The sequence below is a fragment of the Dysgonomonas sp. HDW5B genome (assembly GCF_011299335.1).
In the GTDB taxonomy this organism is placed as follows: domain Bacteria; phylum Bacteroidota; class Bacteroidia; order Bacteroidales; family Dysgonomonadaceae; genus Dysgonomonas_A.
This window is the reverse complement of the sequence record NZ_CP049858.1, coordinates 4,041,988-4,057,942: the sequence shown is the minus strand read 5'-3', so window position 1 is coordinate 4,057,942 and position 15,955 is coordinate 4,041,988. Positions and strand designations below refer to the sequence as shown.

Below are 15,955 nucleotides of genomic sequence, written 5' to 3'. Positions count from 1 at the left end.
AAAAAAGAGAGAATTATATAATTCTCTCTTTAATATCTAGATACTTATAACCTGGGGTTATTGGTTTTCGTATACATTATATTTCATTAATCCAGTAACTGTAATTTTCAGAAAAACGTTATTGTTTTTAGCTATAATTGTTTCTGTAGGTGTAAAAGATATTCCAACATTTGAGCTGCGTTGTTTACTTACCATGTCATCAAAAACATATTTAGCTATATCTGTGTATTTGTCTGAATTATGTACATAATCTGATTGGAAACTATTTGCACCGCTTCCAGTAGGGTTACAATTGCCAAGATTAATAGATCCTCTGTTTCCTATCGTTATTGTAAAATCTTTTAGTGTTGCGGTTGATGAGACTCCACTTAAACCGTTTATCTCAATAGAGCATTTGCCTCTTTGAAACTCTCCAGATAAAAAATTCTTAGTATGATCTCCTAAAAGTTGATCTAATTTAAGTGTTACTTTCTCGGGTTTCTGTTGTGAGTTCGCTATGCCTTCAATCGGAATTAAATATGTATAAGTAAATTCTCCTGATTTTTCAGTTGGCTTAGGGCCGTCATCATCACTGCTACATGAACTAAAAGCGACTGCTATAGTAAGCATTAGTCCGAAAATTTTGCTGATTGCTTTCATAAATTATAAATAAATTAAAAATGTTAGTTAATTTTAGTAAGGCACAAAAGTATAATATTATTTTTCTTATCAAAGAGGTTTTAATCTTTTATCATTCGTAATAATTGTAAAAGTCCTGTGTTAGAGGCTCCTATGATGTTAGCTTCGCGGTATTTTCCAAATTGATATCTTTTTGCTTCTATTTTATCTTTAATTGCCGTAGCAATCCATACAGTTCCCACGGGTTTGTCATCACTACCGCCATCCGGTCCTGCTATTCCAGAAACAGCAATTACACAATCGACATTTAAAGTCTTTTGAGCACCTTTAGCCATTTCTAAGACAACTGACTCGCTTACGGCTCCATATTCAATAAGGTTAGACTCGGAAACATTTAAAACGTTGCATTTGATTTCATTTGAATAAGAAACTATACTTCCTTTAAAATAAGTTGAAGACCCCGGAATAGTGGTAATCAGATGAGCTATATAACCACCTGTACAGCTCTCTGCGGTTCCGAGAGTTAGATTTTTTTCTGATAAGCGTTCGCCTAATATTTTTTCAAGAGGAATATCTTTTTCTGCCAGGATGGCATCACCTAAAAGAGTTTTAAGTTTCAGAACTTCATTCTCTAGTTCTCTGGTACGTTGTTCTCCTTTTACAAAGAGTCTTAATTTCATTAAACGAGGGGAGGGGAGATATGCTAACCCGAATCCTTCTGGAAGATTATTTTCGAAGTCTGTTAAATGTATGGCTAAATTTGATTCGGTATATCCTCCGACAAGCAATACTTGCGAAACGTAGGCTTCAGCATTGTATTTAGTTTGTAGACGAGGGATAATTTCATTTTCCATATTGTATTTCATCTCATAGGGAACTCCCGGCATTGAGACTAATACTTTCTCTCCCTTTTCGAACCATGTGATAGGTGCAGTACCCACTTTGTTCTGGATTACAGTACAATCCTTAGGTACATAGGCCTGATCTCGAGTCAATGGGTTGAGAGTCGTAAAATTCGAGATTACATGATTGATATTTGCAAGAACAGATTCGTCAAAGACCAGTTCAGTTCCAAAGTATTCACAAAGAGTTTTCTTTGTTATATCATCTTTAGTTGGACCAATACCGCCCGTTGTAAGTATAACATCTACTCGTTCAAAAGCATCTTTGATGGTATCTTTAATTTGCTGAGCATTATCTCCAATAGAAATTTTTTCTTCTACTTCATAACCTGCTTCTGTGAGCTTTTTAGACATCCATGCAGAGTTTGTATCAACTATCTGACCAATGAGAATTTCATCACCAATAGTAATTATTGCTGTTTTCATTTATGATATGTGAAAAATGATTGTATGCTTAGAATTTTTTTAGTTCTTGATAAAGTTTTTGTATAGGCAATCCCATTACATTAAAGTAAGAACCGCTGATGTATTCTACTCCTATATATCCAATCCATTCTTGTATTCCGTAAGCTCCTGCTTTATCTAATGGCTTATATTTAGATACATAGTACTCAATTTCGGAATCATCGAGATTCGAGAATCTGACATCCGAAATTACACTGAAGGACTTTTGTTTATTACTCGTTGTAAGACAAACGCCGGTTATTACCTGATGAGTTTTGCCTGATAATTCTCGGAGCATTTGTTTTGCATCAGCTACGTCTATAGGTTTGCCTAATATTTTGTCATCAATAATGACTACTGTATCAGCTGTTATAACTAATTTATTATCAGTTAATCGGTCTGTATAGGCTTGGGCTTTCTTTTTCGCAATATACAGTGCTACCTCTTCTTTTTGTATATCTAAAGGGTATGATTCATCAATATTGGGTAAAACCATGACCTCGTACTCTAAATCGAGACCAGATAACAATTCCTTTCTGCGGGGTGAATTAGAGGCTAGAATTATTTGATAATTAAGTTTCATTATCTGATTGCTTCTCTTATTCTTACAAGTTTAGTAAGCAACCCTTCCAATTGATCTAAAGGAAGCATATTCGCTCCATCTGACTTAGCTTCTGCGGTGTTAGGGTGTGTTTCTATAAATAGGCCATCAACGCCGACCGCAATAGCAGCTTTGCACATGGTCTCTATTAATTGAGGTTGACCACCTGTTACACCCGAAGCTTGATTCGGTTTCTGTAAGCAGTGTGTTGCGTCAAGAACAACCGGAAATCCAAATTCTTGCATTTCGGGAATTCCTCTGAAGTCAACTACTAAATCCCCATAACCATATGAAACGCCTCGCTCGGTTAGTGTAACGTTATTATTACCGGAATCAATAATTTTCTGAGCAGCAAATTTCATTGCACCGGGAGCTAAAAACTGCCCTTTTTTGATATTAACCATTTTGCCTGTTTCTGCAGCTGCAATCAGCAAATCAGTTTGACGACATAAGAAAGCAGGTATTTGCAGTACATCTACATATTCTGCCGCTATTGCCGCTTCATGTGTTTCGTGTATATCGGTAACTACAGGTACACCAAATGTTTCACGTACTTTTCTTAATATTTTCAATGCTTTTTCGTCTCCAATTCCGGTAAAAGAATCAACTCTCGAACGATTTGCTTTGCGATAAGATCCCTTAAATACATAAGGTATATTTAATTTTGTTGTGATATTCAGTATCTTTTCGGCAATGCTTAATGCCATTTCTTCTCCTTCAATGACACATGGACCTGCAAGAAGGAAAAAGTTATCACTTTTTAGTTCAGATATATTCATTTCGTAATTATTTTTTATGTTACTCTAAAAGTTCTGCAAGTTACAAAAAATGTACTGAAAGCAGAGAGGCTTATATCAAAATACTGGAAATTGTATTGCGTGTATAAAAGCCGTACCTTTGTAAAAAAAAGAAAAATGACTAGTAAATTTCAAGAATATCTGGAGAAACATAATTATAGTAATTTTGATATTAAAGCTGTCCTTTTCGATATGGACGGAGTTCTTTATGATTCAATGAAGTATCACTCGAAGTCATGGTATCAGACAATGACAGAAGAGGGAATTAACGCAACACCTGAAGAGTTCTACCTACACGAAGGGCGTACGGGAGGAAATACTATTAATCTTTTGATTGAAAGAATGCATGGACGAAAGGCTACAGAGGATGAAAAGCAGCGCATTTATAAAAGAAAATCAGAGTTGTTTACACTTTATAATGATGGAGATACAATAAGTTATGCTTATGATATGCTTCAAGCTGTAAAGAATAAAGGTTTGGAATGTATTCTGGTTACAGGGTCAGGGCAACCTTCTTTATTAGGTAAATTAGACGAAAATTTCCCCAACATATTTCAAAAGGATAAAATGGTTACCGCTTTTGATGTGAAGCATGGAAAGCCACATCCAGAACCTTATCTTATGGGATTGGAAAAAGGGAATAAGTTGATTCCTCATCAGGCTATTGTGGTAGAGAATGCCCCCATGGGAGTTGAGTCTGCTGTTGCTGCCGGAATTTTTACGATTGCTATAAATACAGGTCCATTGGATGAACAGGTATTGTGGGATGCTGGAGCTAACATCGTATTACCTTCGATGAAAGCATTATTTGATAATTGGCCAAACTATTGCATAGAACTGGGCATCAATTGATCAATTGAACTAAATTATATTTTTGATTTTACTAAAAAAGCCAACTCTTATGAGTCGGCTTTTTTTAGTGAAATTACTTTTATTTAATTTCGATTCTTTTAATTCTATCTTCTGGAGCTTTATTTAGTTTTGGAATTGATAATTTTAAAACTCCATCGTTATACTGAGCAGATATTTTTTCCATATCAACGCTATCGGGTAAGACAAAACTTCTAGAAAAAGAAGACGATCTGAACTCTTCGCGAATAAGTCTTTCTTCTTTGTCTTTCTCTTCTTTTTTACTTTCTTGCTTTGCTGAGATAATTAAGACATTCTTTTCTACTTCAATGTTGAATTCATCTTTGTTGAATCCGGGTACCGATAATTCTACTCTAAATTCATCTTTATTTTCTACAATATTAGCAGCGGGCAAGCTATTGCCTTCAAAAAAGTTTGTGAAAAAATCATCATTTAAAATTGATGGTAAAAAACTTTTTCTAGAGTCGAATTTCATTAATCTGTTATTCATTTCAAAATCCTCCTATTATTTAAGTTCTACATAGTTTTCATAGCTAAAAAAGCAAAGAATGTGCAATTTTGTTTCTATGTAATATCGATTTTGATTGAATTTTTATGTTTTAGAACTGTATCTATAATATTATCAGTAGATTATGTGTTTGCTGTGTTAAGTGATACTGATTTTAAGAGTGTAGTCATTTTGTCATGTTTAAAGCCAAAATGTCATTTTTTAATTTTGAGTATATTATTAAAAAAGAAGAAGATCGATACAATCTGTATCGATCTTCTTTTATAAATACTGTAAAAATTATTTCTTCACGCTTGAAGTGCTTTTCTTCTCTGTTTTAGCTTCAGATTTCTTAGTATTACACTTTTTCGAATCCTTTTTAGACTCAGGCTTAGTAGTAGCTGTTGTTGCTTTAGTTTCCGTTTTTACAGGAGCAGCAGCTTTTTTTGAATCTTGAGCCATAACACTAACAGATGCCATAAGAGCGATCATCATAACGCATGAAAGAACTACTTTTTTCATAATTTTTTTACTATTAAATAAGTGAAACATACTTGTTAAACACGCATCAAATATATACTAGTTTTAGAGATTTTTACCGTTAATTTGGTTTAAATAAAATGACTCTAAGTGTAATGATTGTTAAGTGATGCTTTAGTCTTTCAACTTGCTTATTATGTGTTGTTTATGTTTGTTTTCACAGCCTTAATATTATAAAAAATATGCAATGTGTTGAGTTTTAGATGTATCAAAAAGGAGGTCTTTTTTTGTTATTTCTTTTCAAAGAAATTTACCTTTCCTGTTTTCATATCATATACACCACCAACGATTAATAATTCGCCTTTGTCTTCTAATTCTTTCAAAATAGGACTTTTTGTACGAAGTTGCTCAATAGCTATTTCAACATTGTGGTCACAAACAGCTTCTACGAATGCAGGGTTTGCAGCAGTTTTCTCTCCTTCGAATGTTTTTCCAGCTGCAGCTACAGCAGGTTGTATTTTCGCTAATAAAGCAGTAATATTACCAAGTTTTACGTCATCGATTGCAGACATAATAGCTCCACAATATTCGTGACCTAATACAACGATAACTTTTGCTCCCGATACTTTAGTTGCAAATTCGAAACTACCAAGTATATCTTCGTTAACGATATTACCAGCAATACGAGCAACAAAAAGATCTCCGATACCTCTGTGGAAAATATCTTCAACCGGTACACGCGAATCTAAACAAGATAGAACAGTAGCCATAGGAAATTGAGCTGTTGCAGCATCTCTAACACGTTGAGAGTTATTACGTACTGTAAGGTTATCTTCAACAAACTCTTTATTACCTTCTTTAAGAAGAGTAAATACATCTGCAGGTTTTAGAGCTGCCTGTTCAGCGGCTGTTAATACAGTACTGGTTAATACTTCCGCTTCAGGTATTTGTACGGTTCCCTCGGTAGCCGCTACAGTCGATTTATCTTCAACTTTAGCTTTCTCTTTACAAGAAGTTGATGCTACCAATACTAAACATAAGGATAGTAATCCTAATAAAGCTTTCTTTTTCATAAATAATCAAAGTTTATATAGTTAAATACATATAGTTTAACAACTATCTCATAAAATAGTTTTCAAGTATTAGCTAACCTTTAATTATTTATGTTGAGATTAGATATAATAACCTATTAAATTATATAATAGAATAAATTATATCTAATCATTTTAAGGTAATCTATTTAGAACTGTAACAATTTGTCTAGTTCTGATCTTAGAATAACTTTAACTTCTTCCATATTAACCGATTTACCTAATTCTTTTTCTAAAGAAGTAACACCTTTATCTATAAATCCACATGGATTTATGTAGTTGTAATAGGATAAATCCGTTGAAATGTTAAAGGCAAGACCATGCATGGTTACATAATGAGAGGCCCTTACTCCAATTGCACATATTTTTCTGGCAGAAGGAGTATTATAATCGAACCAGACACCTGTTGCTCCTTCTGCACGTTCGGTTTTTAAATTGTAATGCATTAGTGTTCTTATTACAGCTTCTTCTAAATTGCATACATATTGTCTTAAGGATATATGTAAGGCATCTAAATCGACAATAGGATATACTACTATTTGTCCGAAGCCATGATAGGTAATATCACCTCCTCTGTCTGTTTTATAATATGTTGCATTTAATGATTTTAGTCTGTCTTCTTGAATAAGCATATTGCTTACATTGCCATTACGCCCTAATGTATAGACATGAGGATGTTCACAAAATATGATCTGTTGTAATTGATCTATTTTACTCAAATAGTCGGCTGTACTTTTAGCCCTAATTAGTTGAGTGAAAATTTCATTTTGCTTATCCCATGCTTCTTTATAATCAATAATTCCCCAATCTGTAAATTTCATTCTATTATTGAATAATTTGATTGAACGTAGTTTCTGCCATATAGGATGATCTAACAAGCGGTCCGCTTTCTACAAATTTAAAACCAAGTTCGAGACCTAAAGTTTTGTATTTTGCAAACTGATCGGGGTGAATGTATTCTTTTACCGGAATATGTTTCAATGTGGGTTGTAAATATTGACCTATGGTAAGTAATTGACATCCTACTCCACGTAGATCATGCATTAACTCGATAACTTCTTCTTCAGTTTCCCCTAATCCAAGCATAATTCCCGATTTGGTGAAGAAGCCTTTACTCGCTGCATATTTCTGTACTTCTAAACTCCTGTCATAACGCGCCCGGCTACGAATCCTAGATGTTAATCTTTTTACAGTTTCCATATTATGGCTCAATATATCAGGTTTTGCTTCGAATACTATATCTAGTAATTCTGTTTTAGCGTCAAAGTCAGGTATTAATACTTCAAGTTTAGTATTTGGGTTTTGTTTTTTTACTTCAGTAATTACTCTTGCCCAATAATTGGCTCCTTGATCGGGTAAATCATCTCTATCCACAGATGTTATCACACAATATCTCAATTCCATTTTCTGAATACTATCTGCAACTTTAGCAATCTCGGATTCATCTAATGGTAATGGTTTTCCTGACTTAGTGGCACAAAATTTACAAGAACGTGTACATATATCTCCCAGTATCATGAAAGTTGCAGTCTTCATACTCCAACAATGTCCTAAATTGGGACATTTTCCACTTACACATATCGTATTTAGGCTATTGTCATGAATTAATTTCTGAGTATAAGAATATTCTTTGCCTCCGCCAAGTTTAATTTTTAACCATTCTGGTTTTTTTACTCTTTCCATGTATTTTTAATCTTAATTTAAAGTACTATATATAAATATAATGGGAAACTATTAATGAATCCCGATCTCGAATTTAAAATATTTAGTGCGTCATCTCTATTTATTAGATAGCTTTTATTTAGAAGCAGTATATAAAAAGAAATGATTGTCATCCCGACAACCATTCTTCATTATTAACCTTAAATCTAATACTATGAAAAACACATAGTGTAAACGTATAACTCTTAGATAAAGTTTTATGAATTGTTTCTATATAGAAATAGATATGTTTGATAAGCTTTTTTGATATAAAATTTGTATTTATATATCTACCTGATTGGGTGATTAATACTTAATCTAGGCTTCATATCTTAATATTATATTCTACTATCTAGTTTGGTATACAGCTAAAAATGCAGCTATTATTATAGCATAAATTATACCTACAATAATTATTGTTGCAATTTGGATAAATACAAGAGCTTTTGCCCAATTTTTTTTATTTTCGTTTATCTCCTTATTGCCAAAAGCCCAAATACATAACATAATGAGCCCTGCTAAAGGTATCATTGTAATTATAATAGATATTGCCCAATCCTTAACACTCATTACCGGTGCTACACCTGTTTCGTTTCTTAATTCTAGATTTTCCATTTCAGCTAAATATTAAAGATTTATATTATTATTGATTGTCTTATCTTATCTTATCTAATAGATAAGTCTATGTTATATAAAAAGATAGATTAATATACAAATATAATATATAGTTTGTCTCTATTTTTATTAGAGACAGTAATATTGTAATTCTAATTTTGTCAGTTTGTATTTGTCCTAAATTGTGAAAAGGTTACATCTAAAAGTTCAATTGCTTGCCTATTTCTTTTGATAGATTCTCTTTTTCGAATTTTAAGAGTCATTAAATAGCTCAATCTGATTAATAAGACTAACTTTAAACTATGTATGTGCTATTCTTACAAGCCATCTTATAAACAGTAATAAAGAACAAATATGTCAATTAATTTAATGCCATCAGATAGTATGGTTGAAGAGATGATAGCTATTATCAATAAATACATGGGTAATAAGGCTATGAATCGATTCGTTAATGTGGATGCTAAAGAAGGATATATAAAAGCATTGGAGATATTGAAAGCAAGGGATACTGATTTTGTGAAATCGGGGGCCGGAAAATTAAAATCTATACAAGGACAGTCTATTGCATACCATGCTATTAATTATTTAAAAGGTGAATGCAGTGAAAAAGTTTTATTATCAAGTTTGATTGAAGATGTCTGTCTTAAATAAAAGAGGCTTTCGTATGTTGTTTTAATGGAGTCTATTAGTTCGTATTTTATATTATGGATTCTCGGTTAGAAGCTATCGTTATTGAATTTTCAAGTAAAAGATATACCAATGATATCTTTGAAAAGATAAGCTATGAGGTTAACCTTGAAGCCTTATTATTGCGAATATTGTCTCTTCGCTATTTGGATTACAACTGTATGAATGAATTAGAAGTTTTGGGAATACCAATGACTAAATATATAAGTGAATATAGGAACATACTAGAAAGTGAAGCACGATCTTTAATTGACTATAAATACGTGACATCGTACATTGTTTTAGATGTATTAGAGTTTATTTTGAAAAGATAGTGTATATATGATTCTTATATTTAGTTTTTTAATGACCGATTATAATAGAAATGAACTACTCGTTTGTAATGAAAATCTAAAGTTCATGCTAAAAAATATAGGTTCGTCAACCATTGAAAATTTTCAGGAGAAGTAACTCTGGAAATAAAACAATTTAAAGAAAGGCAATCTATAATACTAACCTCTTTTAAGCAGCTAATCAATAGTTGCTTTTTTAATACCCTATTAACACCTTTTTTATCTCACGAATATTTGGATTATTCGGATTTACAACTATCTCAATACTATCACCGACATTAGTACCACTTAAGAAAGTGCTTGATCCATAATAGGTCAACCCATCCCAATTGTATTCATATCTGGTATAAGGCATTTTTATCGAGTTATCATGACCTGTGATGTAGGCTTTTATTTTCACACCATTTCGATACAAATCATAGTAGTCTTTTGATGTTATTAAAGCCGTTAATAATAAACATAATGTAAGGAATATAAAAATAAAAGTTCTGATTCTAGGGTGATTGTCTAGCATTATCATTTAGTATTTAACATCAAAAATAGCATAATTATGGATAAAATAAGATTGTTTGCAATAGGAAGTAAAGAAAGCTGTGATCCATTTACTATAAATTGTTAAAACAAGATTCAATTTTAATGTCCTCTACATATAACGAAAGGATTCTCTGCTATAAAGGGTTTTCTTCGATAGCATTCTTTATATGCTTCAAATGGGAAAAAAGCAAAAGAGATTAAGCCTAAATACAAAGTTGATGATATTCTCTATCTAAAGGAACCCTATCATATTCTAAATGATGGGAGCATTGCATACAAATTCAACTTACCAGGTATAGATATACAAGCATTAGAACTGACTTGGAGAAACAAACTATTTATGTCTGCATCTGCAGCACGTCATTTTACTAAGATTACAGGTGTTCGTGCTGAAAGGTTACAGGATATAACCGACGAAGATTGCTTTAGAGAGGGAATAACAGACTGTGATTATGGTGGAATGCAATGTTTTGTATATGGTTTACAAAAAGGTTTATTCTTTGATGAATTGGGAACTACCCCAATTAAAGCCTATGCAGCACTAATAGATAAAATCAACGGCAAAGGAACTTGGGATAGTAACCCCTTTGTTTGGGTGTATGATTATAAACTAATTGATAAACCAAAGCAGACCCTATAAAAACATGGTAAGGCTTATTAATCTTCATCTTTCAGCTTATACCCTACAATCATTAAACCAATCCCTATAATTCCAGAGCCAATAGCAATAGGATAATTCTTAACTCTCTCTGGGTGCCTGAATACACGACGTGGGTATTTAATGGCCGCGAGTAATACAAACAAGAATGCTATTCCTAGAATAAAATTCCCTAAATGTTTTTTCATTATTTGATTAAAAAAGTATTCACAAATATAATAAAACTAAATATTATGAACGAAGAAATAAAAGCTCTCATTGAGAGGGAAGCGGAAAGGTTAGCGTTGTTAGGCCATGAAGAAGATATAGGAAAAGAAATATGCATCATAATTCATAGCGGAGCTAAATATTTCGGTATACTACGAGATTCTGACGATGAAGAATTGACATCATCCCGACCTAATGCAAAGATTAGTCTTGGATTTCAATTATCATGTGTAAGAAACATTTTTGTAAAAGAAGAATAACATGAAAGTATACATATCAGGACTCCCTTATAACGAGGTTGAGAGAAAGTTTAATAAGGCAGAAGAAAAACTGCAGTTGCTCGGTTACCAAACGGTTAACCCTCTTAACAATGGAGTACCTAAAGATTCTACTTGGAATGAACACATGAGGGCAGATTTAAAGCTATTACTTGATTGTGATGCTATCTACCTATGTGGGGTTGGGAGCATTCTAAAAGAGCTATAATAGAATTTGAGTTAGCTAAATCTTTAGGAATTAAAATACTTAATTTTTGACATTTCTATCTCTAGGGATAAATCATTATGAAAATATTATATACATTGAGCGTGCACTGAAAGGTCAAGTTTCCCCCGATTTTAAATTAACTCGGTTTGCATGCTATATTATTGCGATGAACGCAAACGCATTATAATGTAGGTAAGGAAGTCCGAAAGATTGTTATAGAGAATTCAGGAAAGGCTCCCGAAAATCTAAAGCAAGAAAAAGATATTCCAGATTTAAAGAAAGAGTTGAAAGCCGGATTTAAGGAAATGAAAAAAATAGATAAACCGAAAAAGAAATAAATTTGATTGAGTTCTAGATTATCAGGGACAACAATACGTTGTCCTTTTTTATTTTCAAACAGCTAGATCTGACACTATTTAATAAAAATATCAATTAAAAACATGAAAGGGAGCCTAATAAGCATCCTTTTTTTGTTTAAAAATTAATACCAAGCCTTAAATAAAAAAGGAGATAGATCACTCTAACTCCTTAGTACACACGACAAGACTCGAACTTGCACATCCTTACAGAAACTACCACCTCAAAGTAGCGTGTCTACCAATTCCACCACGTGTGCAAAAGTTTCAAGAAAAAAAAATGTGACACTAGCCACATTTGAGCGAAAGACGGGATTCGAACCCGCGACCCCGACCTTGGCAAGGTCGTGCTCTACCAACTGAGCTACTTTCGCAATACGGATGCAAATATATACTCATTTTTTGTTTTAGCAAAATTTTTCTACAAAAGAATTCAATATCTTTGTTCTTATTTTAAACAGACATGGACAATAATTTAACAAAACTATTATATCAAATTGCACTAACCCAAATAGAAGGAGTTGGCGATATATTGGCACGTAATCTATTAGATACAATAGGAGATGCCGAGGAAATATTTAAATCAAGTAAAAAATCTCTCATTACAGTAAAAGGAATATCCACTTATTTGGCTGATGCCATCTTAGATACGAAGGTATTGGATAAAGCTGAGAAAGAATTATCCTTTGTACAAAAGAATAATATTAGAACATTTTTTTATTTGGATGAAGATTATTGTTATCGCTTAAAAGAATGTATAGATGCCCCCATTTTGCTTTATTATAAGGGGGAAGCCGATTTAAATGTATCGAAAGTTATAAGTATTGTTGGTACCCGTAAATCAACTAACTATGGAAATGATTTTTGTGATAACTTCTTATCGGAAATAGCTTCGGCTTATCCTGATATTTTGGTGGTTAGTGGTTTAGCTTATGGAATAGATATTCAAGCTCATAAAGCTGCTTTAAAATATAATTTACCAACAATTGGAGTTCTAGCACATGGTTTAGATCGGATATATCCATTGACTCATAGAAAGACAGCAGTCGAAATGTTAGAAAATGGAGGTTTACTTACTGAATTCTCAAGTGGAACAGAACCCGATAAGTTTAACTTTGTCCGTCGTAACCGAATTGTGGCAGGTATGGCAGATGCTACAATAGTAGTACAATCAGATATTAAAGGAGGTTCTTTAATAACCGCTGAACTTGCTAATTCATATAATAAAGATGTATTTGCTTTACCCGGACGTGTAACAGATAAAGAATCGGTTGGCTGTAATATGTTGATAGAAGATAATAAAGCCATCTTATTGCAATCTGCCGAAAGTTTTATAAAACATATGCAATGGGATGTAAACAAGCAATTAAATAAACCCAAGCAACGTCAATTGTTTTTAGACCTATCTACGGATGAACAAGCTGTGTATGACTTGTTGGCTGCAATAGAATCCCTGCATATAAACTTAATTGCAAACCAGATAGGAATTCCTGTCTCAAATTTACTTCCGACTTTACTAAATATGGAAATGAAGGGTATTGTAAGAACAATACCCGGAGGTTCATATCAATTATTATAACGATATTTATTGTTAATTTTTAGAAACAAAAGTGTAGACATTTCCACTGTAGTCTGCAATAACCAATGTATTACCTGATATAGCAGGGCTATTGAATATTGGAGCTCCTAAGTTTATTTTTTGCTCGATGATTCCTGTATTGAGATTAACAGCATATAAATATCCATCAGATGCTCCTAGGTACACTGTGTTTTGAGAGAGAATCGGACTGGTTTCTACAGTTGCAGATGGAGGCATAGAGTAAGGTGTTGTAAAAACTAGTGATGTATTAGTTTGTATATTCCATTTTATTTTCAAAGACTGTTTATCTAAAGCGATTAATCCTCTTGTTGCAGATCCAAAGATAATCTCGTTAGCTGTAATTAATGGTGTCGAAGTTACATCTACGTCAAATGGAAATTCCGTGGTTTTTAATATAGTCCCGTTAGTAGGCTCAATCATAAATAAGCTTTTTCTAGAGATTAAATATAACTTTCCGTCTTGATAAACGGGAGATGATCCTCTGTCACTAATTCCATTATCAGAGAGTTTCCATAAAAAATCTCCTGTAATTGCATTATTCGCAAATAAACCTCCCCATTGTGCACCACACACCAGTATATTATTGGCGATCGTCGGTGTTGTTGTTGCACCTTCATATTGATCCCAACCTTTATTTTTCCAAATAATCTGACCATCATCTATATTATAAGCGGCTAATCCCTTACCCGTTCCTGCATATACAATATTATTATTAATAGTTAATCCTTCTGATAAATAAGGAAATCCTGTTAGACCTATTTTGTGTTGCCATAGCAATTCTCCCGAATTAGCATTAATAGCATACAAATTACATTCAGCGTCTTGTGCTACAACAATATTATTATGATAGGCAATTGTATTCTTGATAGAATTTAGCGTTTTATATTTCCAAAGCAATTTTCCTGATTGAATATCAAAAGCTGTTATCGATGATTTATTCATGATATTATCATCAGTAGAAGCAATAAATATTTTACCATCAGCTATAAGAGGAGAGGTCATATAGATATTTGCATTTACATTATTGACCCATGCCAGTTGTAAAGGAGTATTAATCTTTGCTGCAGTATCACCGGTATGTTGTGCATTTTGCAATAAAGTATTCCAGTTTTCGCCTAATTTTATAGAAGGTTTAAAATTCTTACGATAATGGAACATATTTGAAGTCGTAATTCTTTGTTCATTATTAAAAGTAACTATTGCTTCTATTCTTATCTTTTTATTAGAATAACGAATGGGAATAGTTATCTCATCATACCAATTCCAATCTGTTTTAGGTTGTTTAATATATCCTCTTATTATTCTAGTATTGCTTTCTATATCGGTCAGAATATATTCTACATTTTTGGTTTCTGAAATAGAGTTGTATGTGTTTATCGAGATAGGTATTTCTCCATTTGATAGAGTGGGAGAGTATTGCCCCTCTAAAGGCGATGTTATAGCTGCCTGAGGCGATATATAAGCATATCGCAAACGTGAGGAGACACTGTCATTTACTGCAACATCAAGAATGCGAAAAGCCGATGTAGAATGATCTATTCCACCTTTGTCTATAGTACTTGTACATACTGTATAGACGCCTCCTTGATTTCTAACATAGTTGTAGTGCATATGTCCATATATCTGGGCTTTTATATTATAATCTCTCAGGTTAATGAACTCTTTATCATTGATACCGAATATAAAATCATCACTAAGAGTCAGGATGTCATGGTTAAAGATGACTAGTGATTGCCCTTCCTCCATCATTGACAAATCATTTTTCAACCAGTGATAAACATCCTCCCTTGTATAACTAGGTTTATAATCACCATTAGCCATCGGAGTCATTACATAATGTGTGTTACCTATATTAAAAGAGTACCATGTAGGACCATATAAAGATTCATATAATCTTTCAGCATAAGGGCCTTTTACTAAATCATGGTTACCTATTCCGTAGTAAACCGGTATACCCATAGTTTGAGAATTAATAGCTTTTGCATGGATCTTCATCCCGTATTCATAGCATATATCTCCTGTATGAATAAGAAATGCAGGTTGTTCGTTCTTTATGTAATCACGAAGATAAGTAGTCCAGATACCTAAGCCATTATGAACTTCTGTATCTGTAATTTGTATAAATGAATGTGTTCTATTTTTTGTTTTATCACTTTTTTCCAAATAAAAAATATATGATTCATTTCCACTTTTTATAGGAATATAAAAGTTATTTGTCGTATATCCTGAAGGAGTGGTAATTGTAATAAATCGTGTTTTCTCAAATCCCGGTAATGAAAATTCGCCATTTTTATCTGTTTTTGTAACATTTTTACCATCTGTTACTATAACTCCTTCAATAGGAACGGAATCATTTTGATTTGTTTGATAAACGGTTCCTCTATATGTCGAAGATACAGGTATACTAATGAGAATGAGAAGTGATAGTATGTACGTTTTCATGATTGGTTAATATTCGAAAGGCTAAAAGTGGTTAATCTTAAAAAGAG

The 15,955-nt window shown here is 32.7% G+C and carries 19 protein-coding genes and 2 tRNA genes; 6 read left to right on the top strand and 15 right to left on the bottom strand.

What is annotated here, in order from left to right; genetic code table 11:
- Positions 1 to 57: 57 nt before the first annotated feature.
- The 4 genes from G7051_RS16605 to kdsA form a co-directional block, all read right to left on the bottom strand.
- Positions 58 to 639 carry a hypothetical protein gene (locus G7051_RS16605; protein WP_166117287.1) on the bottom strand — a complete coding sequence of 194 codons (582 nt, stop codon included), beginning with the start codon at positions 637 to 639 and terminating at the stop codon, positions 58 to 60.
- Between the two features lie 80 nt (positions 640 to 719).
- The gene (locus G7051_RS16600) at positions 720 to 1,946 is read right to left on the bottom strand and encodes a CinA family nicotinamide mononucleotide deamidase-related protein (protein WP_166202047.1); all 1,227 of its coding nucleotides are present in this window, start codon (positions 1,944 to 1,946) and stop codon (positions 720 to 722) included.
- A gap of 28 nt (positions 1,947 to 1,974) precedes the next feature.
- The gene (locus G7051_RS16595; RefSeq protein ID WP_370522945.1) at positions 1,975 to 2,547 is read right to left on the bottom strand and encodes a Maf-like protein; all 573 of its coding nucleotides are present in this window, start codon (positions 2,545 to 2,547) and stop codon (positions 1,975 to 1,977) included.
- Positions 2,547 to 3,344 (bottom strand): 3-deoxy-8-phosphooctulonate synthase, encoded by a 798-nt coding sequence (gene kdsA, locus G7051_RS16590; RefSeq protein WP_166117284.1) that lies wholly within the window; start codon positions 3,342 to 3,344, stop codon positions 2,547 to 2,549. The genes G7051_RS16595 and kdsA overlap by 1 nt, the downstream gene beginning before the upstream one ends.
- A gap of 135 nt (positions 3,345 to 3,479) precedes the next feature.
- Between kdsA and G7051_RS16585 the strand changes: the two genes are divergently transcribed.
- Positions 3,480 to 4,214, top strand: coding sequence for an HAD family phosphatase (locus G7051_RS16585; RefSeq protein WP_166202045.1), 735 nt, complete (start codon positions 3,480 to 3,482; stop codon positions 4,212 to 4,214).
- A gap of 79 nt (positions 4,215 to 4,293) precedes the next feature.
- Here G7051_RS16585 and G7051_RS16580 read toward each other — a convergent pair whose 3' ends face one another.
- The 6 genes from G7051_RS16580 to G7051_RS16555 all read right to left on the bottom strand — a co-directional run bounded on the left by G7051_RS16580 (position 4,294) and on the right by G7051_RS16555 (position 8,606).
- Complete coding sequence (locus G7051_RS16580; protein ID WP_255493274.1) at positions 4,294 to 4,707, bottom strand: Hsp20/alpha crystallin family protein; 414 nt, start codon at positions 4,705 to 4,707, stop codon at positions 4,294 to 4,296.
- 312 nt (positions 4,708 to 5,019) lie between these two features.
- A complete protein-coding gene (locus tag G7051_RS16575; RefSeq protein WP_166202040.1) occupies positions 5,020 to 5,241 on the bottom strand; it encodes a hypothetical protein in 222 nt (73 codons plus the stop codon).
- 248 nt (positions 5,242 to 5,489) lie between these two features.
- On the bottom strand, positions 5,490 to 6,272 hold the full coding sequence (locus G7051_RS16570) for a carbonic anhydrase family protein (RefSeq protein ID WP_166202038.1): 783 nt from the start codon (positions 6,270 to 6,272) through the stop codon (positions 5,490 to 5,492).
- A 167-nt stretch (positions 6,273 to 6,439) separates the two neighbouring features.
- Positions 6,440 to 7,111, bottom strand: coding sequence for a lipoyl(octanoyl) transferase LipB (gene lipB, locus G7051_RS16565; protein ID WP_166202036.1), 672 nt, complete (start codon positions 7,109 to 7,111; stop codon positions 6,440 to 6,442).
- A gap of 4 nt (positions 7,112 to 7,115) precedes the next feature.
- A complete protein-coding gene (gene lipA / locus G7051_RS16560) occupies positions 7,116 to 7,973 on the bottom strand; it encodes a lipoyl synthase (protein ID WP_166202034.1) in 858 nt (285 codons plus the stop codon).
- Between the two features lie 366 nt (positions 7,974 to 8,339).
- Positions 8,340 to 8,606, bottom strand: a complete 267-nt coding sequence (locus G7051_RS16555) for a hypothetical protein (RefSeq protein ID WP_166117277.1) — start codon at positions 8,604 to 8,606, stop codon at positions 8,340 to 8,342.
- 354 nt (positions 8,607 to 8,960) lie between these two features.
- On the opposite strand from G7051_RS16555, the gene G7051_RS16550 reads away from it, so the two are divergent.
- The gene (locus tag G7051_RS16550; RefSeq protein WP_166202032.1) at positions 8,961 to 9,257 is read left to right on the top strand and encodes a hypothetical protein; all 297 of its coding nucleotides are present in this window, start codon (positions 8,961 to 8,963) and stop codon (positions 9,255 to 9,257) included.
- Between the two features lie 564 nt (positions 9,258 to 9,821).
- Here the strand turns inward: G7051_RS16550 and G7051_RS16545 are convergent.
- Entirely contained in the window at positions 9,822 to 10,139 is a 318-nt protein-coding gene (locus G7051_RS16545; RefSeq protein WP_166117275.1) for a DUF3592 domain-containing protein, read from the bottom strand.
- A 360-nt stretch (positions 10,140 to 10,499) separates the two neighbouring features.
- On the opposite strand from G7051_RS16545, the gene G7051_RS16540 reads away from it, so the two are divergent.
- Entirely contained in the window at positions 10,500 to 10,799 is a 300-nt protein-coding gene (locus G7051_RS16540; protein WP_166202030.1) for a hypothetical protein, read from the top strand.
- A 17-nt stretch (positions 10,800 to 10,816) separates the two neighbouring features.
- Here G7051_RS16540 and G7051_RS16535 read toward each other — a convergent pair whose 3' ends face one another.
- Positions 10,817 to 11,005 carry a hypothetical protein gene (locus G7051_RS16535; protein WP_166202027.1) on the bottom strand — a complete coding sequence of 63 codons (189 nt, stop codon included), beginning with the start codon at positions 11,003 to 11,005 and terminating at the stop codon, positions 10,817 to 10,819.
- A gap of 45 nt (positions 11,006 to 11,050) precedes the next feature.
- Here G7051_RS16535 and G7051_RS16530 point away from each other — a divergent pair, with 45 nt between their 5' ends.
- On the top strand, positions 11,051 to 11,284 hold the full coding sequence (locus G7051_RS16530; protein WP_166202025.1) for a hypothetical protein: 234 nt from the start codon (positions 11,051 to 11,053) through the stop codon (positions 11,282 to 11,284).
- 1 nt (position 11,285) lies between these two features.
- Positions 11,286 to 11,510, top strand: a complete 225-nt coding sequence (locus G7051_RS16525; RefSeq protein WP_255493271.1) for a DUF4406 domain-containing protein — start codon at positions 11,286 to 11,288, stop codon at positions 11,508 to 11,510.
- Between the two features lie 532 nt (positions 11,511 to 12,042).
- On the opposite strand, the gene G7051_RS16520 is transcribed toward G7051_RS16525, so the two are convergent.
- Together G7051_RS16520 and G7051_RS16515 are read right to left on the bottom strand one after the other, a co-directional pair.
- Positions 12,043 to 12,126 (bottom strand) — tRNA-Leu (locus G7051_RS16520).
- Between the two features lie 41 nt (positions 12,127 to 12,167).
- Positions 12,168 to 12,240, bottom strand: a tRNA-Gly gene (locus G7051_RS16515).
- 89 nt (positions 12,241 to 12,329) lie between these two features.
- On the opposite strand from G7051_RS16515, the gene dprA reads away from it, so the two are divergent.
- Positions 12,330 to 13,445 (top strand): DNA-processing protein DprA, encoded by a 1,116-nt coding sequence (gene dprA / locus G7051_RS16510; protein ID WP_166202023.1) that lies wholly within the window; start codon positions 12,330 to 12,332, stop codon positions 13,443 to 13,445.
- A 12-nt stretch (positions 13,446 to 13,457) separates the two neighbouring features.
- Here the strand turns inward: dprA and G7051_RS16505 are convergent, their stop codons facing one another.
- Positions 13,458 to 15,908: a PQQ-binding-like beta-propeller repeat protein gene (locus G7051_RS16505; RefSeq protein ID WP_255493269.1), complete on the bottom strand. Its 2,451-nt coding sequence runs from the start codon at positions 15,906 to 15,908 to the stop codon at positions 13,458 to 13,460.
- Positions 15,909 to 15,955 lie beyond the last annotated feature (47 nt).

Bases quoted from the DNA above. Each gene is read 5' to 3' on its own strand.
- G7051_RS16605 (WP_166117287.1), bottom strand. From the start codon at position 639: ATGAAAGCAATCAGCAAAATTTTCGGACTAATGCTTACTATAGCAGTC.
- G7051_RS16600 (WP_166202047.1), bottom strand. From the start codon at position 1,946: ATGAAAACAGCAATAATTACTATTGGTGATGAAATTCTCATTGGTCAG.
- G7051_RS16595 (WP_370522945.1), bottom strand. From the start codon at position 2,547: ATGAAACTTAATTATCAAATAATTCTAGCCTCTAATTCACCCCGCAGA.
- kdsA (WP_166117284.1), bottom strand. From the start codon at position 3,344: ATGAATATATCTGAACTAAAAAGTGATAACTTTTTCCTTCTTGCAGGT.
- G7051_RS16585 (WP_166202045.1), top strand. From the start codon at position 3,480: ATGACTAGTAAATTTCAAGAATATCTGGAGAAACATAATTATAGTAAT.
- G7051_RS16580 (WP_255493274.1), bottom strand. From the start codon at position 4,707: ATGAAATTCGACTCTAGAAAAAGTTTTTTACCATCAATTTTAAATGAT.
- G7051_RS16575 (WP_166202040.1), bottom strand. From the start codon at position 5,241: ATGAAAAAAGTAGTTCTTTCATGCGTTATGATGATCGCTCTTATGGCA.
- G7051_RS16570 (WP_166202038.1), bottom strand. From the start codon at position 6,272: ATGAAAAAGAAAGCTTTATTAGGATTACTATCCTTATGTTTAGTATTG.
- lipB (WP_166202036.1), bottom strand. From the start codon at position 7,111: ATGAAATTTACAGATTGGGGAATTATTGATTATAAAGAAGCATGGGAT.
- lipA (WP_166202034.1), bottom strand. From the start codon at position 7,973: ATGGAAAGAGTAAAAAAACCAGAATGGTTAAAAATTAAACTTGGCGGA.
- G7051_RS16555 (WP_166117277.1), bottom strand. From the start codon at position 8,606: ATGGAAAATCTAGAATTAAGAAACGAAACAGGTGTAGCACCGGTAATG.
- G7051_RS16550 (WP_166202032.1), top strand. From the start codon at position 8,961: ATGTCAATTAATTTAATGCCATCAGATAGTATGGTTGAAGAGATGATA.
- G7051_RS16545 (WP_166117275.1), bottom strand. From the start codon at position 10,139: ATGCTAGACAATCACCCTAGAATCAGAACTTTTATTTTTATATTCCTT.
- G7051_RS16540 (WP_166202030.1), top strand. From the start codon at position 10,500: ATGTCTGCATCTGCAGCACGTCATTTTACTAAGATTACAGGTGTTCGT.
- G7051_RS16535 (WP_166202027.1), bottom strand. From the start codon at position 11,005: ATGAAAAAACATTTAGGGAATTTTATTCTAGGAATAGCATTCTTGTTT.
- G7051_RS16530 (WP_166202025.1), top strand. From the start codon at position 11,051: ATGAACGAAGAAATAAAAGCTCTCATTGAGAGGGAAGCGGAAAGGTTA.
- G7051_RS16525 (WP_255493271.1), top strand. From the start codon at position 11,286: ATGAAAGTATACATATCAGGACTCCCTTATAACGAGGTTGAGAGAAAG.
- dprA (WP_166202023.1), top strand. From the start codon at position 12,330: ATGGACAATAATTTAACAAAACTATTATATCAAATTGCACTAACCCAA.
- G7051_RS16505 (WP_255493269.1), bottom strand. From the start codon at position 15,908: ATGAAAACGTACATACTATCACTTCTCATTCTCATTAGTATACCTGTA.